16 protein-coding genes are annotated in these 14,273 nt (G+C 62.5%); 5 read left to right on the forward strand and 11 right to left on the reverse strand.

Annotation, left to right across the window (positions count from 1 at the left end):
- Positions 1-33: 33 nt before the first annotated feature.
- On the reverse strand, positions 34-402 hold the full coding sequence (locus NTA49_RS03015) for a response regulator (RefSeq protein WP_258293169.1): 369 nt from the start codon (positions 400-402) through the stop codon (positions 34-36).
- Positions 403-494: 92 nt separating this feature from the next.
- On the opposite strand from NTA49_RS03015, the gene NTA49_RS03020 reads away from it, so the two are divergent.
- A complete protein-coding gene (locus tag NTA49_RS03020) occupies positions 495-1,223 on the forward strand; it encodes a Crp/Fnr family transcriptional regulator (RefSeq protein WP_261368072.1) in 729 nt (242 codons plus the stop codon).
- Positions 1,224-1,238: 15 nt separating this feature from the next.
- On the opposite strand, the gene NTA49_RS03025 is transcribed toward NTA49_RS03020, so the two are convergent.
- Positions 1,239-2,087 carry a formate/nitrite transporter family protein gene (locus tag NTA49_RS03025; protein ID WP_258293171.1) on the reverse strand — a complete coding sequence of 283 codons (849 nt, stop codon included), beginning with the start codon at positions 2,085-2,087 and terminating at the stop codon, positions 1,239-1,241.
- Between the two features lie 127 nt (positions 2,088-2,214).
- Between NTA49_RS03025 and NTA49_RS03030 the strand changes: the two genes are divergently transcribed.
- The 4 genes from NTA49_RS03030 to NTA49_RS03045 all read left to right on the forward strand — a co-directional run bounded on the left by NTA49_RS03030 (position 2,215) and on the right by NTA49_RS03045 (position 5,405).
- Positions 2,215-3,456, forward strand: coding sequence for a DUF2254 domain-containing protein (locus NTA49_RS03030; protein ID WP_258293172.1), 1,242 nt, complete (start codon positions 2,215-2,217; stop codon positions 3,454-3,456).
- A 66-nt stretch (positions 3,457-3,522) separates the two neighbouring features.
- The gene (locus NTA49_RS03035) at positions 3,523-4,218 is read left to right on the forward strand and encodes a fumarylacetoacetate hydrolase family protein (protein ID WP_258293173.1); all 696 of its coding nucleotides are present in this window, start codon (positions 3,523-3,525) and stop codon (positions 4,216-4,218) included.
- Positions 4,215-4,859 (forward strand): maleylacetoacetate isomerase, encoded by a 645-nt coding sequence (gene maiA / locus NTA49_RS03040; RefSeq protein WP_258293174.1) that lies wholly within the window; start codon positions 4,215-4,217, stop codon positions 4,857-4,859. The genes NTA49_RS03035 and maiA overlap by 4 nt, the downstream gene beginning before the upstream one ends.
- An 87-nt stretch (positions 4,860-4,946) precedes the next feature.
- Positions 4,947-5,405, forward strand: coding sequence for a c-type cytochrome (locus NTA49_RS03045; protein WP_258293175.1), 459 nt, complete (start codon positions 4,947-4,949; stop codon positions 5,403-5,405).
- Here the strand turns inward: NTA49_RS03045 and NTA49_RS03050 are convergent.
- From NTA49_RS03050 to NTA49_RS03090, 9 genes are all read right to left on the reverse strand, one after another.
- Positions 5,402-6,778, reverse strand: a complete 1,377-nt coding sequence (locus NTA49_RS03050; RefSeq protein ID WP_258293176.1) for a tetratricopeptide repeat protein — start codon at positions 6,776-6,778, stop codon at positions 5,402-5,404. The genes NTA49_RS03045 and NTA49_RS03050 overlap by 4 nt on opposite strands.
- The gene (locus tag NTA49_RS03055) at positions 6,771-7,772 is read right to left on the reverse strand and encodes a P1 family peptidase (protein ID WP_261368116.1); all 1,002 of its coding nucleotides are present in this window, start codon (positions 7,770-7,772) and stop codon (positions 6,771-6,773) included. Before NTA49_RS03055 ends, NTA49_RS03050 begins: the two co-directional genes overlap by 8 nt.
- 4 nt (positions 7,773-7,776) lie before the next feature.
- The gene (locus NTA49_RS03060; RefSeq protein WP_258293178.1) at positions 7,777-8,127 is read right to left on the reverse strand and encodes a cupin domain-containing protein; all 351 of its coding nucleotides are present in this window, start codon (positions 8,125-8,127) and stop codon (positions 7,777-7,779) included.
- Positions 8,124-8,864, reverse strand: coding sequence for an SDR family oxidoreductase (locus NTA49_RS03065; protein ID WP_258293179.1), 741 nt, complete (start codon positions 8,862-8,864; stop codon positions 8,124-8,126). The genes NTA49_RS03060 and NTA49_RS03065 overlap by 4 nt, the downstream gene beginning before the upstream one ends.
- Before the next feature lie 21 nt (positions 8,865-8,885).
- Entirely contained in the window at positions 8,886-10,334 is a 1,449-nt protein-coding gene (locus NTA49_RS03070; protein WP_258293180.1) for an aldehyde dehydrogenase family protein, read from the reverse strand.
- Positions 10,331-11,941, reverse strand: coding sequence for an ABC transporter ATP-binding protein (locus NTA49_RS03075; RefSeq protein ID WP_258293181.1), 1,611 nt, complete (start codon positions 11,939-11,941; stop codon positions 10,331-10,333). The genes NTA49_RS03070 and NTA49_RS03075 overlap by 4 nt, the downstream gene beginning before the upstream one ends.
- Positions 11,938-12,753, reverse strand: a complete 816-nt coding sequence (locus tag NTA49_RS03080; RefSeq protein WP_258293182.1) for an ABC transporter permease — start codon at positions 12,751-12,753, stop codon at positions 11,938-11,940. Before NTA49_RS03080 ends, NTA49_RS03075 begins: the two co-directional genes overlap by 4 nt.
- Positions 12,750-13,697 (reverse strand): ABC transporter permease, encoded by a 948-nt coding sequence (locus tag NTA49_RS03085; RefSeq protein ID WP_258293183.1) that lies wholly within the window; start codon positions 13,695-13,697, stop codon positions 12,750-12,752. Before NTA49_RS03085 ends, NTA49_RS03080 begins: the two co-directional genes overlap by 4 nt.
- Before the next feature lie 57 nt (positions 13,698-13,754).
- The coding region (locus NTA49_RS03090; RefSeq protein WP_258293184.1) for an IS630 family transposase at positions 13,755-14,273 on the reverse strand (519 nt) is incomplete at its 5' end.

Genomic DNA, 14,273 nt, shown 5'->3' on the forward strand with positions numbered 1-14,273 from the left:
ATGCTGCGGGATTTTTACCCAAATTTTAAAGAATTACGATCTGACCTTCGGCGACAGGCCGATATTGGTCAGCACACGTTCGATGTCGCCGGTGCTGAACGGCGTCGGCACGCGGTATCCGTCGTGCAGAACCTCGGCAAAGGCTTTGTTTTCCACACCGACGCGCACTGCGGTGATGCAGCGTTCGATCAGCAGTTCCATCAACGCCGGTTCCGTGGACTTGGCCGCACTTCCCAGCATGAACACGACATCAGGCGTGCCGTTGGTTTTCAGTGCGTCAATGGCAGCATCCACGTCGTCGACATGAGATATCATCGCTTCAGGAATGCAGTCGGAGAGGATCTGAGACAGGTCCTCTGCAATCAACACATCACCCTGAACGACCAGAAATTTCGTCGTCATCCACTGACCCCAGATATTCAATTGGGTTTCAATATGGTACATTGCTAAGGTCGTCGCATTAAACTGTGACATAGCTTCGAAAGTTTTTACTGATGGCGACCAAATGCTTTAACTGCCCGCTACAGCGCAGCGATGTGTTCATTGATCTTACCAAAGATGAAATGCGGTTCATGCAAAACTTCAAGGTTGGCGAACTTGAGGTCGACGCAGGCACCACGCTGCTGATGGAAGGGTCGAACAGCCCGCAGCTTTACACCGCGCTGCGCGGCATGGGGCTGCGCTACAAGACGCTGGAGAACGGCAACCGTCAGGTGACGAACTTTGTGTTTCCCGGCGATTTCATCGGCCTTCAGGCCGGTATCATGGGCGAAATGCAGCATTCGGTCGAGGCATCCTCGTCCATGACCTTGTGCGTTTTCGACCGCAGCGAACTCTGGAGTTTCTTTCGCAACAGCCCGGAACGCGCATTCGATCTGACATGGATGGCCGCCGCAGAAGAGCATTTTCTGGGCGAGGCGCTGGCCTCGGTCGGGCAGCGCACCGCCTTCGAGGCGATTGCCTGGGCCTTGTGCAAGATCATGCTGCGCGGTCAGGGGCTGGGTCTGGCCAAGGACCGGGTGATGCCGATGCCGTTTCGGCAACAGGATCTGGCCGACGCCCTCGGCCTGTCGCTGGTGCACACGAACAAGACGCTCAGCAAGCTGCGCAACCGGCAGCTGGCCAACTGGGGCGACGACATGCTGATCGTGAACGATCTTGGCGCCCTGGCAGATGCCGCAGGCATGACGTTAGAGCCGCCGATGAAGCGCCCGATCATGTAGGTGTCGCGTCAGGCCCTAATGCCGTTCGAACACATCATCCTTGACTTGACCCCAGGCGATGACCGCAAAGACCGCCGTACCGCCTACGATGTTGCCCAGCAGCACGGGAATGAAGAACTCGAACACCGCCTCGTAGGGTCCGACCAGCCCCTGAACCGCAAGGTACGCCATTTCGACCGAACCTGCGACGATGTGGGTAAAGTCCCCGACAGCGATCAGCCAGGTAAAGGTGGTGATGATAAAAAACGCCGATTCGTTGCTTTGCGGCATCATCCAGACGATCGCAGCCACCAGAATGCCCGCAGGAATGGCGCGAAAAAAGCTTTCACCCGGCGGCATGTGAACAGCATGTTCCGACAGGGACAAAAGCGCAGGCCCCAGATTTTCGGGGATCGCGGGCGTATAGGCATAAAATGTGGCGATGACGAAAGCACCCAGTACATTGGCCCCCAGCACGATGCTCCACAGACGGGCAACGCAGCCAAGATTGTGTGCCGTCGGCTGAACCATCAGCGGCAGCACGGTGGTGATCGTGTTTTCGGTGAACAGTTGCATCCGGCATATGATGACCAGCAGGAAGCCCAGGGAATATCCCAGGTTCTCGACCAGGAACGACCAAGGCGCATCCGGAAGATACGTGCGCAGGATCGCCTCGCCCAGCACCGAAAAGCTGATCAGAATGCCCGCAGCCGTTCCCGACCAGAACAAAGACCGTTTTGTGCGGGCCAATTCCTCTTCACCGTCGCGACGGATCACCTCATAAATCAGCTTTGAACTCAGCTTGGCCGCAGCCTCGACCGACTCGCGTTCGGTTTCTTGTTCCAGGGGCACCGCGCCCGGATCGTTCTCGTGGGCAGATACCATTTTTTGTTCATTCCGGTTGGTCATCAGGACTTAACCCGCCCCAAGCCGTTTTGGTTCCCGGAAACCTTGCCTTGTTGTTGGCGGCGTTTCGCGACACGTTGAAATCTGCAATCTCATGGAGAATCTGATGTTCGGATCGCGCGCCTATGTTCAGAAGCTCGTGCAGGATGTGCGTTCAAGCTATTGGTTCATCCCCTCAGCTCTGGTGTTCGCGGCGCTGCTCTTGTCCGAGCTGACCCAGTGGATCGACCACAACCCCGACATGCTGCCCGTGGGCTTGCCCGACGACTTTCTCGACACGCAGGTCGATGGCGCGCGGCAGACGCTGGCGGTGATTGCGCAGTCGATCATCGGGGTGACGGGGGTGATGTTCTCGATCACGATGGTCGCGGTGTCCTTTGCATCGGGCAACTTCGGGCCGCGCCTGATCGGCAACTTCATGCGCGACCGGGGCAATCAGATCAGCCTTGGCGTGCTGATCTCGTCCTTTGTCTATTGCCTGATGATCCTGCGCGCGGTGCAAAGTTCCGGGTCGGACGGGCTGGAATCGTTTGTGCCGCAATATTCGATGCTGGTGGCGCTGATGCTGATGCTGATGTCAGTCGGGACGCTGATCTATTTCCTGCATCACATTCCCGAAACCATCAACGTGTCGAACATCTCGGCCGATCTGGGTCGCAGGCTTGAGAACCGCATAGAGCGGCTAATTGACAACCACGCCGACCGCAATGAAGAGCCTGCCCAGGTTCCGGCAAAGGACGCGGTCGAGACCGAGCTGAGCCTTGGGCACGCGGGCTATATCCAGCAGCTGGATCTGGACGCGCTGTCCGACATGGCCGAGCAGAACGATTGGGTGATCGACGTCAACGTCGACATCGGCGGCTTTGTCAGTTCGCACGAGACGGTTCTGACCGTGCATTCCGCCAGCGCCCCCACGCCCGAGATGTGTGACAAGGTCTGCGCCTGCTTCGCCGTCGGCGAAGAGCAGACCGAGGCGCAGGACATCACCTTCATGATCGACCAGCTGGTCGAGATGGCGGCACGCGCGCTGTCGCCGGGGGTGAACGATCCGTTCACGGCGATCAACTGCCTGAACTGGCTGCGCAACGGTCTCAGCACCGCCTTGCAGTACAAGGGCGGTCTACACCCTACATCGCGCCCGCGCGTGCAGTACCGCAGCCTGACGGTGCTGCAACTTCTGAACATCAGCTTTCGTGCTGCAGCTCCCTATTGCATGGCGGACAAGATGGCGCGCGATCACTGGATGTTCTGCGTGCGCAGTCTGCTGGACGCGGCCATGGGTGAGGACAAACGAAACGTAAGCAAGCTGCTTGAGGATTTCGACAAACACTACCCCGAGGCTGACTAGAGGGGTTTGCCAATCGCGGCGGCTTGGCCCACAACTGGGGAAAAATCGTTCGAAAGGTCCAATCTCATGAACTTTGTTTTCCCTCCCGCACCTCAGGCAGCACTTGCCGTCGCTGACAGTGACGACCGCTTTCCGGTGCGGCGTGTCTTTTGCGTGGGTCGCAACTATGCGGCCCATGCCCGCGAGATGGGCAACGACCCCGACCGCGAACCGCCGTTCTTCTTCACCAAGCCTGCGGATGCGGTGGTGGATACGCCCTGCACCGTGCCCTATCCGCCGCTGACCGAAGACCTGCATTTCGAGATCGAGCTGGTCATCGCCATCGGCAAGGGCGGCGCGAATATCGCGCCCGCTGATGTGCACACGCATATCTGGGGCGCCTCGGTCGGCATCGACCTGACGCGCCGCGATCTGCAAAACCTGGCGAAAAAGACGCGCAGGCCGTGGGACTGGAGCAAGGCTTTCGACCAGTCTGCCCCGATTGCGCCCATTCTCCCCATTGCGCGTGTCCCCAGCCTCGAGCGTGGACGGATCTGGCTGGCGGTCAATGGCGAGATCAAGCAGGACGCGGACATCGCCGAGCTGATCTGGCCGGTGTCCGAGCATATCGCCACCCTCAGCGAGGGGGTCACGCTGGCCCCCGGCGACATCATCATGACCGGCACGCCCGCAGGCGTGGGCGCGGTGCGCCCCGGCGACGTGATCACTGGTGGCGTCGACGGCATCGGCGACTTGCAAGTGACGATAGGGCCACGCGCATGACCTTGGTTTTGCACAACTACTTCCGCTCCTCCACTTCGACACGGGTGCGGGCCGCGCTGAACCTCAAGGGGCTGGAGTATGAAAACGTCTCGCACGCGCTCTTGAAGGACGAACACCGCAGCGCCGAACACCTCGCGCTGAACCCCCAAGGTCTGGTGCCGACACTGGTGACGGACCACGGTCCGTTGCCGCAATCACTGGCGATCATCGAATGGCTGGACGAGGTTCACCCCCAGCCGCCGCTCTTGCCCGCTGACGCATGGGGCCGGGCACGGGTGCGCAGTCTTGCACATATTATCGCGTTAGACGTACATCCCGTGAACAATCTGCGCATTCTCAAACATCTCGAGACGGAATACGGTGTCGATGCCGACGGCAAGGCGGCGTGGTTCCGCAAATGGGCTGCCGATGGCATGGCCAGCCTCGAGGCGCGCCTGTCGTCCGAACCTGAAACCGGCACCTTTTGTCATGGCGAGGCACCGGGGCTGGCCGACCTGTGCCTGTTCGCCCAGGTGCTGAACAACGAACGCTTCGGCGTGGGGCTGGATGCCTGTCCGACCATTGCGCGCATTCATGCGGCCTGCATGGCGCTGCCCGCGTTTGAACGTGCAGCCCCGGCGAACCAGCCCGACGCCGTATGATGCGACACCGTGGCCCAGTTTTCGGGTCCACGCGCGTGCTACCGTGATGTCAGCCAAACATGAATCCAGACTGATCGGAGCCACCGAATGAAACCCATGATCCGCATTCTTGCCATCCTTTCGCTTGCCACGCCCGCCTTTGCAGACAGTCACGCGATGGGCGATGCCGCAGAAGGGGCCAAGACCTTCAACAAATGCAAAAGCTGCCACGTGATCGCCAATGGCGACGAAGTGATCGAGAAGGGCGGGCGCACCGGTCCCAACCTCTACGGTGTGATCGGGCGTCAGGCCGGTTCTGTCGAAGGGTACAGGTATCAGGATTCCATCATTGCCGCGGGCGAGGCCGGTCTGATCTGGGATCAGGCATCGCTGGCCGAATACCTGGTCGATCCGCGCGAGTTCCTGCGCACCTATCTGGACGACCCCAAGGCGAAATCCGGCATGGCCTACAAGCTGAGAAAAGGCGGCGAAGACGTCGCATCCTATCTGGCCGAAGTCGGCCCCGAAGTCGCTTCCGAAGACGAAGCGGCGCCTGCAGACGGCTAAGCGCCCGACGCTGCGGCGGTGCGGGCCCGCGCCTGCGCCGCCAGTTCCGGCAGACCGTTGCGGGTATAGACCTCTGCCAGCATCCGGTTCAGCGGCACACCGTCCGGGTCGTAGGTCCGACGCATCTCCAGCACCTGCTGCGCGCGCGCCACGTCGCCATTTTCCATCAGCGCATCCAGATGGATCTGGTCGAACAGATCGCGCTGGGCATGGCTGCCGCCACATTCCGCCAGCCGGGGCAAGGCCGCGCCCATCAGCCGCGCGGCCTCTGACCAGTTGCGGTTCGCATGGGCCACAATCCCTCGGGCTGCGGGCAGAGCGACCTCGGCCCAAGCGCGGTGATCGTGCTTCGTGGCATCTGCGGCACGCGCCTCGATCGCATCCATCATCACGCCCAGCGCTCTGCGGTCATCGGTGCGGCCCAACGCATATAGGTATTGCAGCGTCAAAAACGGGCTGACCGTATCGGCACCGCGCTGTGCCACGTGATCCACCACATCGGCCCAGCGGTCGCCCACGTCCACACCGGCAAAGTCCAGTCGCGCCAGCAAGGAAACGGCACTGACCTGATCCTGGCTATAGTCCTTGGACAGGCCCCAGATGTTTTCGTCATAGGCGCGCAGTACATCCGCATGACGTCCCTGGCTGATGTAGAACAGCGCCAGATGCCACCAGTTGTGGCTGCGCATGAAGCTGTTCAGATCGCGCCAGGTATCCGCAACGCTTTCCAGAAACACCGTGCCGCCTGCCACGTCGCCGCGCGTCAGATAGATATGCGCCAACGCGTGATGCGCCCAAGGCTCGTCCGGGCGCAGCTCCATCGCGCGCCGTGCAGCAGCCTCGGCCTGATCCAGCAGGTGACACTCCTCGTAGCCGAAGGCGAGCATGCCGTGTGCATAGGCGATGTCGTCCGCGCCGGGAAAGGCGCGCGTGGCGATCCGCAGCATCGCGGGAAAATCACCGATGTTGAAGGTGTGGTACTGGCCCAGTTTCAGCATCACCATATCGCGCGGATAGCGGCGGATGGTCTCTTCGCACAGCGCGATCAACTCGGGAACCTTGCCGTCGTGAAACAGACGCGCGGCGTTCACCGTGGCCTGCTCGCGGGGGGTGGCGTTTTGCGCCGCAGCCTCTGCGGCTTTCAGGAACGGAGCGGCCAGTTGCGGGGCCACGGGCGCCTCCAGCAGCATATAAAGGATCGCGGCATAGGCATTGACCAGCGCGCAGCTGGGCGCAGCCTCGGCGGCGGCCAAAACATTGGCGGCTTTGGTCTGAAAGCTGATGAACCCGTGCACGAAGTCATCGATGCCCTGTAATGCAGCCGCATCCGCGCCAGAGACTGGCAGGCCGTAAAGATCGGTCATTTCAGGCATTGAGGTCACTCCAGCAAGGCAGCAGGTCATCGGGCTCAGCGTGGGCCAGAAACACGCCCCGCGCAATGGCCCGCGACAGGCACAGGGCGGCGGCATGGCCGATCAGCGCCAGATCGCGGTGGTCGTCTTGCATAGGGCGCGCGCCGGTCGACAGGGCAAAGACCAGATCGCCGTCGCCCGGACTGTGCGCCGGGACGCAGGCGCGCCCGATACCGTCGTGTGCGGCCCAGGCGACACGCTGGCATTGTGCCTTGGAGAGGCTGGCGTCAGTCGCGACAATGGCAATGGTGGTGTTGGCCCGCTCGATCATCGCGGCGGTCTTGCGGCTGTCCAAGGCGCGGCCCAACCCGCTGGCAGGGTCGGGGCCAAGGCCCCCAAACTCGCCGTCGATCTCGAACGGGGCCGCCCAGAAATGCCTGTCGCCCGGCGTGGTCACGGCCCCCATGGGGTTCGCCGCCACGAGTGCCGCAACGGTCGTTCCATCTGGCAGCACCAGCGAAGCAGACCCAAGCCCGCCCTTCATCATCGCCGTCATGGCGCCAGTGCCCGCGCCGACGCTCCCCAAATCGAAAGTGTCGCTTGCCGCATCGAACGCCGCGCGGCCCAGCTTGCGATAGGGGTTCTCCTCCCAATCCTTGTCGCCGCCAGACAAGAGGTCGAATATGATCGCCCCAGGAACCAGCGGAATCACTGCATCGGCCACGCGGTATCCACGCCCCATTTCCCGCAGCCCGTCCACGACGCCCGAACAGGCATCCAGCCCATAGGCAGAGCCGCCCGACAGCACCAGCGCATCGACCGCCGCGACCGACTTGTCGGGCTGCAACAGATCGGTTTCGCGGGTGCCGGGCGCGCCGCCCATCACCGCGACCGATGCGGCAAAGGGGGTGTCCGATGTCACCACCGTGGCCCCCGACTTCAGCGCCTGATCGGTGGCGTTTCCGACGCGCACACCGGGCACGTCGGTCAAAAGATTGCGGGGGCCGGGTGTCATCATGTCATATCCGTGGTTTGGGGGCGGCGGTGGCGACGTCGCCAGTGTTCGGAACACCCTTGGGTTCGATCAGCAGCACCTTGCATTCAGCCTCGGCGCGGGGCCGGTGGGTGACACCGCGCGGCACGATAAACAATTCGCCCGCACCGACGTGGTGTTCGGCACCTTCCAGATCCATGACCATCTCTCCTTCGAGGACCAGAAAGAAATCGTCGGTGTCGGGGTGCATGTGAAAGGGAAATTCACCTTGAAACTTCACCACCATCACGTCGTTGCCGTTGTAGTCAGCCACGACATGAGGGTCCCAATGGGTGCTGAACTGCGCCAGCTTCTCAGCCAGGTTGACGGATTTCATATGCAGCGCCCGCCGTCCACTTCCATGGCGACACCGGTGATCATGCTGGCCTCGTCCGAGCACAGGAACAGCGCTGCGTTCGCCAGATCCTCGGGCTGGGAAAAGCGGCCCAGCGGGATCGTCGACAGGAACTTGGCGCGGATTTCCGGCGTGTCCTCGCCCATGAAGGATTTCAGCAGGGGCGTTTCGCCCGCCACGGGGTTCAGTGCGTTGACGCGCACGCCGCTGGGGGCCAGTTCAACCGCCATCGTGCGGGTCGCGGTGATCATCCAGCCCTTCGATGCGTTGTACCAATTCAGGTTCGGGCGCGGTGACACGCCAGCGGTCGAGGCGATGTTCAGGATCGCGCCTACGCCGCGGTCCTTCATGTGGGGTACAAGGCTGCGGGCGGTCAGATAGACCGACTTCATGTTGACGTTGAACACGCGGTCAAAGTCTTCCTCGGTCACATTCTCCATCGGTTGCGGCATGTGGGTGATGCCTGCATTGTTCACCAGAATGTCGATATGGCCCAATGACTTCAGCGCCACATCGGCCATCGCCTGTACCGACGCGCCATTGCCCACATCGACCTGACAGTACTCCGCTCCCAGATCGGCAGCCACCTTGGCGGCACCGTCGCCGTTGATGTCGGCCACCAGAACGCGGGCCCCTTCGGCGGCAAAGCGGCGCACGATACCCTCGCCAAATCCCGAAGCCGCCCCTGTGACGATCGCCGTTTTTCCCTCAAGTCTCATATCTCTCTCCCTTGCGTGTAATCAGCCGTGATGGGCCGCCACGGTTTTCAACGTGGAAAACCCGTACAGCGCCTCGAACCCTTTTTCGCGGCCGTGGCCGGATTTCCCGGTGCCGCCAAAGGGCAGTTCGACACCGCCGCCCGCGCCATAGTTGTTGATGAACACCTGCCCTGCACGCAACGCCCGTGCCAGTCGCATCTGGCGCGCACCGTTGGCGGTCCAGATCGCCGCGACCAGCCCGTAATCGGTGCCGTTTGCGATGCGCACCGCCTCTTCTTCGGTGTCGAAGGGGATCAGCACCTGAACGGGGCCGAAAATCTCGTCGCGGGCCAGCGTGTGGTCGGGGGGCACATCCGCGAACAGGGTTGGCACGACATAAGCACCGGTCTCGGGCGCGTTTTGCAGCTTGCCGGTGGCGGCGACGGTCAGATCGGCGCCCTTGTCCAGAAACCCCCGAACGATGTCGCGCTGACGGTTCGAGATCAGCGGCCCGACGCGGAGGTCATCCATCGCGGGGCCCACGGTAAGGCCGCGATATGCTTCGGCCATCCGGTCGCGTACCGTGTCATAGACACCGCGCTGCACCAGAATGCGCGAGGAGGCCGAGCAGGTCTGCCCGGCGTTCTGGATGCCCGCGTTCACCAGAAACGGCAGCGCCGCGTCAATGTCGGCATCGTCGAACACCAGTTGCGGGGATTTGCCGCCCAGTTCCAGCGTCACGGGTACCACATTGGCCCCTGCGGCCTGCTGCACCAGTGCCCCGGTGCGCACCGACCCGGTAAAGCTGATGTGGTGGATGCCGGGGTGTCCCGACAGCGCGGCACCAGCCTCTGTCCCCAGACCCGTAACCACGTTCAGCGCACCGTCGGGCAGGCCGACCTCCTGACAGATACGGGCAAAGGCCAACGCGGTCAGGCAAGCCTCTTCCGCCGGTTTCAGGACACAGGCGTTGCCCATCGTCAGCGCCGCGCCGACGCTGCGACCTATAATTTGCATCGGATAGTTCCACGGCACGATATGCCCCGTCACCCCATGCGGTTCGCGCAGCGTATAGACGGTGTAGCCATCCAGATAGGGGATCGTCGCGCCATGCACCTTGTCGGCGGCACCGCCATAAAACTCCATGTACCGCGCCAGCGCCACGGCATCGGCGCGGGCCTGTCCAAGCGGTTTGCCCACGTCGCAGGCTTCGATCTCAGCCAGAGTGTCGACGTAATCCAGTACGCGACGCCCGATCTCGGTCAGAAGGCGGCCCCGTTCCAGCGCCGTCATTCGGCCCCATTCACCATCCAGTGCCGATTGCGCGGCGGATACGGCGGCATCGATGTCGTCGCCCTTGCCGCGTGCAATAAGCGCCAGTTCGCTGCCGTTCGATGGATTGATCAGCGGGATCGTCTGGCCGCTGGTGCAGGGCTGCCATGTGCCGCCAATCAGGATTTCAGTAGGGTCAAACCAAAGGGGAGCAGTCATGATGCGGCCTCGTCTCTTGCGTCTGTCAGGTCGGGCAGCGATGGCGCCGCGGCGATCAAGGTTTGGGTGTAGGGGTGCTGCGGGTCGGAAAAGACCTGTTCGGTCGCCCCGTGTTCGACGATCTGTCCCGATTGCATGACCAGCACGCGGTCGGTCACGGTGCGCACCACGCTTAGATCGTGGCTGATGAACAGATAGGTCAGTTCGTACTGGCGGCACAGATCGGCCAGCAGATCAAGGATCTGGGCCCGCACCGAGACGTCCAGCGCGCTGACCGCTTCGTCGAAGACGATGATTTCGGGCCGGATGATCAGCGCCCGCGCGATGGCGATGCGCTGGCGCTGACCGCCCGAAAACTGGTGCGGATATTTGTCGGCATCGGCTGCCGACAGCCCGACCGCCTCAAGCGTTTCCGCGATCAGGTCAGCGCGGGCCTGACCCTTGGGCGGATTGTCCAGCAGATAGAAGGGTTCGGTGATCAGACGCGACACGCGGTGGCGCGGGTTGAAGCTGCCGTAGGGGTCCTGGAACACAACCTGCATGTTGCGGCGCACCGCCAGATTGGCCTTGCCCGCCGAAAACACCGGCGCACCGTTCAGGGTGATGGTGCCGCTTTGCACATCCTCCAGACCCAAAATCGCCCGTGTTAGGGTCGATTTTCCGCATCCGCTTTCCCCGACAAGGCCGACACGCTCGCCCTTCTTGATCTCGAAACTGACGTCGTTCACGGCCCGGAACGTGCCCGGCGCGCCGAACACCGTCTTGCGGGGCGTGCGGTAATCGCGGCTGACGTGGTCGACCTTCAACAGCGGCGCGTCGGATTTGCGCGCAGGCAGATCGACCTGATGGGACGACGCCTCGAACAGCAATTTGGTATAGGGATGCCGCATGTTGCGCAGCAGATGCGCGGTGTCGCCCTGTTCGACGATCTCACCGTGTTGCATCACCACGATGCGGTCGGCCATTTCCGACACGACGGCCAGATCGTGGGTGATCATCAGGAGGCCCATGTCATCCTCGCGCGCCAGCTTGGCCAGCAGTTTCAGGATTTGCGCCTGCGTGGTGACATCCAGCGCCGTCGTCGGCTCGTCCGCGATCAGCAGCGCGGGGCGCAGGGCGATGGCCATCGCGATCACCACACGCTGACGCTGGCCGCCGGACAGTTCATGCGGAAAGCGACCCAGCGGAAAGCGGTCTTGCGGCAGGCCCACGCGCGTCAGGGTGTCTGCGGCGGTCTGCATCGCCTCGGCGCGGGTGCCTGCGCCGTGTATCAGAATCGTTTCGGCCACCTGATCGCCGATGGTCTTGACCGGGTTCAGCGCGGTCATCGGTTCTTGAAACACCATGCCGATGGCATTGCCGCGCAGGGCGCACATCTGCGCCTCTGTCCGGGTCAGAAGGTCGGTGTCGTCAAGCATGATCCGCCCGGTGGCGTGCGATCCATCGGGTGCAAGACCCATGACGGAAAACGCCGTCATCGACTTGCCCGACCCGCTTTCGCCGGTGATCGCCACAACCTCGCCCCGCGCCACCTCAAAGGTCACGTCGCGCAACACGGGATGGTTGTGGATGCCCATTGTCAGGTTCTGAACGCTCAGCAGGCTCATACCCGTGCCACCCGCAGCCGTGGGTCAAGCATGTCGCGCAGCCCGTCACCCAGCAGGTTCAGACCCAGAACCGTGATGATGATCGCACAGCCGGGGATCAGCGCCATATGTGGCGCGATGCTGACCAACGTCTGCGCGTCGGCCAGCATCCGGCCCCAGCTGGGCGTCGGCGGCTGCGCACCCAGACCCACATAGGACAGCGCCGCCTCGGCCAGGATGCCCAGAGAGAACTGGATCGTGGCCTGAACGATCAGCAGGTTGGCGATGTTGCCCAGTACATGCTCGAACGCGATGCGCGCGTCGCCCTTGCCCGACACCCGTGCGGCCATGATGAATTCCCGCGCAAGGATCGGCAGCGCGCCGCCACGGGTGACGCGGGCAAAGACCGGGATGTTGAAGATGCCGATGGCGATGATCGCATTGATCGCACCGGCACCGAAGATCGCAGTGATCAGGATGGCGATGACCAGACTGGGAAAGGCAAAGACCAGATCGTTGCCGCGCATGATCAGCTCGTCGATCCAGCCGCCATTGCGCGCCGCGGCCCACAGGCCCAGCGGCACACCGATCAGCATGCCGATGCCCACGGCGACAAAGGCGACAGCAATAGAGGTCCGCGCGCCCACCATGATCATCGACAGGATATCGCGCCCGAAGTGGTCGGTTCCCAGCCAATGCGTCATGTTCGGCGTCTGCAGCTTCTGCGGGATGTTCATCGCGGTGTGGGCGAAGGGCGTCCAGACAAAGCTGAGCAGGGCGGCCAGCACCACCAGCGCCGTCAGCAGACCGCCGATGATCATGTTGCGGCTCATGTGCGGCTCCTCAGGCGCGGATCGACCAGGGCATAGGCCAGATCGACGGCAAAGTTCACCATGATCACGGTAAAGACCAGCAGCATCACCACGCTTTCCACCACGATCAGATCGCGCGCACTGATCGACTGGAACACCAGCCGCCCAAGGCCCGGCAGATAGAACACCTGTTCGATGATGATTGCCCCGGCCAGCAGGAACGAGAATTGCAGCCCGATGATCGTCAGCACCGGGATCATCGCGTTGCGCAGCCCGTGCCGCCACAGCGCCTGTCCGCGCGTCAGCCCCTTGGCCCGCGCGGTGCGCATGAAATCCTCGCCCAGCACATCCAGCAATGCCGAGCGCATCACCCGCGACAGGATCGCCGCCTGCGGCAGGGCCAGCGAAATCGCGGGCAGGGTCAGCGACCACAGACCAGCGCCCAGCCCCTTGTCCCATCCGACAAAACCCCCCGCGCTGAACCAGCGCAGGTTGATGGCGAACAGCAGCACCAGCATCATCGCGAACCAGAAATTCGGGATCGCGACGCCCAACTGCGTGGCCCCCATCACGGCGGTATCGCCCGCCTTGCCCCGGCGCGCGGCGGCATAGATGCCGGTGGGAAAGGCGATGGCGGTGCTAAGCGTCAGCGCATAGAGCGCCAGCGGCAGCGAGACCCACAACCGGTCCGCAATCATCTGCGCGACGGGTGTGCGATAGGTATACGAGGTACCGAAATCCCCGGTCAGCAGGCCACCGACCCATGACAGATATCGCTGCCATTTCGGCACATCCAGACCCAGTTCGGTACGCAGCGCCGCGATGGTGTCGGGCTGCGAATTGATACCCAGCATGAACGTCGCAGGGTCCCCCGGAGCGACCTCGATCACAAAGAAAATCACCAGCGAGGCAACGGCCAGGCTGATGCAAAGCGAGAGAAGACGTTTGAGGGTATATCGTAGCATTGCGGGCAGGTTAGGCATGGATTGCGGCAGGGTCTAGTGCTCTGAGTCTGACGTATCTTACCGGTTCCCTCGGATTTGATCGAGCTTATCCAAGGCGCGGCGTTCCCGGGTGAGAATATCCTCGGCGGTTTTGGTCCATTTGAAGGGCTTGGGGCTCTCGTTGTGGTACGCCAAATAGTCGTAGATCGCGGCCTCAAGATCATCGACGCTGGAATAGCTGCCACGCCGGATGCGCCTTGACGTGATCTCGGCGAAGAACCGTTCGACCAGGTTTAGCCAAGACGCGCTGGTGGGCGTGAAGTGAAGCTTGAAGCGCGGGTGCTTGTCCAACCAGGCCTTCACCTCGGGCGTCTTGTGGGTGGCGTAGTTGTCGAGCACCAGATGCACATCGCGCCGCGTGGGCACAGCCTTGTCGATCTGTCGCAGGAATTTCAGGAACTCTTTTGCACGATGGCGCGGCATGCAATCGCCGATGACCGTGCCCGATTTCACGTCCAGCGCCGCGAACAGCGTGGTTGTGCCGTGGCGCTTGTAATCGTGCGTTACGGTCGCGGCACGGCCCTTCTTGAGTGGCAG

The organism is Pseudosulfitobacter koreensis, assembly GCF_024733015.1.
GTDB classification, from domain to species: Bacteria; Pseudomonadota; Alphaproteobacteria; order Rhodobacterales; family Rhodobacteraceae; genus Pseudosulfitobacter; species Pseudosulfitobacter koreensis.

Excerpts from the sequence above, each read along its gene's own strand:
- NTA49_RS03015 (WP_258293169.1), bottom strand. The coding sequence starts at position 402 with ATGACGACGAAATTTCTGGTCGTTCAGGGTGATGTGTTGATTGCAGAG.
- NTA49_RS03020 (WP_261368072.1), top strand. The coding sequence starts at position 495 with ATGGCGACCAAATGCTTTAACTGCCCGCTACAGCGCAGCGATGTGTTC.
- NTA49_RS03025 (WP_258293171.1), bottom strand. The coding sequence starts at position 2,087 with ATGGTATCTGCCCACGAGAACGATCCGGGCGCGGTGCCCCTGGAACAA.
- NTA49_RS03030 (WP_258293172.1), top strand. The coding sequence starts at position 2,215 with ATGTTCGGATCGCGCGCCTATGTTCAGAAGCTCGTGCAGGATGTGCGT.
- NTA49_RS03035 (WP_258293173.1), top strand. The coding sequence starts at position 3,523 with ATGAACTTTGTTTTCCCTCCCGCACCTCAGGCAGCACTTGCCGTCGCT.
- maiA (WP_258293174.1), top strand. The coding sequence starts at position 4,215 with ATGACCTTGGTTTTGCACAACTACTTCCGCTCCTCCACTTCGACACGG.
- NTA49_RS03045 (WP_258293175.1), top strand. The coding sequence starts at position 4,947 with ATGAAACCCATGATCCGCATTCTTGCCATCCTTTCGCTTGCCACGCCC.
- NTA49_RS03050 (WP_258293176.1), bottom strand. The coding sequence starts at position 6,778 with ATGCCTGAAATGACCGATCTTTACGGCCTGCCAGTCTCTGGCGCGGAT.
- NTA49_RS03055 (WP_261368116.1), bottom strand. The coding sequence starts at position 7,772 with ATGACACCCGGCCCCCGCAATCTTTTGACCGACGTGCCCGGTGTGCGC.
- NTA49_RS03060 (WP_258293178.1), bottom strand. The coding sequence starts at position 8,127 with ATGAAATCCGTCAACCTGGCTGAGAAGCTGGCGCAGTTCAGCACCCAT.
- NTA49_RS03065 (WP_258293179.1), bottom strand. The coding sequence starts at position 8,864 with ATGAGACTTGAGGGAAAAACGGCGATCGTCACAGGGGCGGCTTCGGGA.
- NTA49_RS03070 (WP_258293180.1), bottom strand. The coding sequence starts at position 10,334 with ATGACTGCTCCCCTTTGGTTTGACCCTACTGAAATCCTGATTGGCGGC.
- NTA49_RS03075 (WP_258293181.1), bottom strand. The coding sequence starts at position 11,941 with ATGAGCCTGCTGAGCGTTCAGAACCTGACAATGGGCATCCACAACCAT.
- NTA49_RS03080 (WP_258293182.1), bottom strand. The coding sequence starts at position 12,753 with ATGAGCCGCAACATGATCATCGGCGGTCTGCTGACGGCGCTGGTGGTG.
- NTA49_RS03085 (WP_258293183.1), bottom strand. The coding sequence starts at position 13,697 with ATGCTACGATATACCCTCAAACGTCTTCTCTCGCTTTGCATCAGCCTG.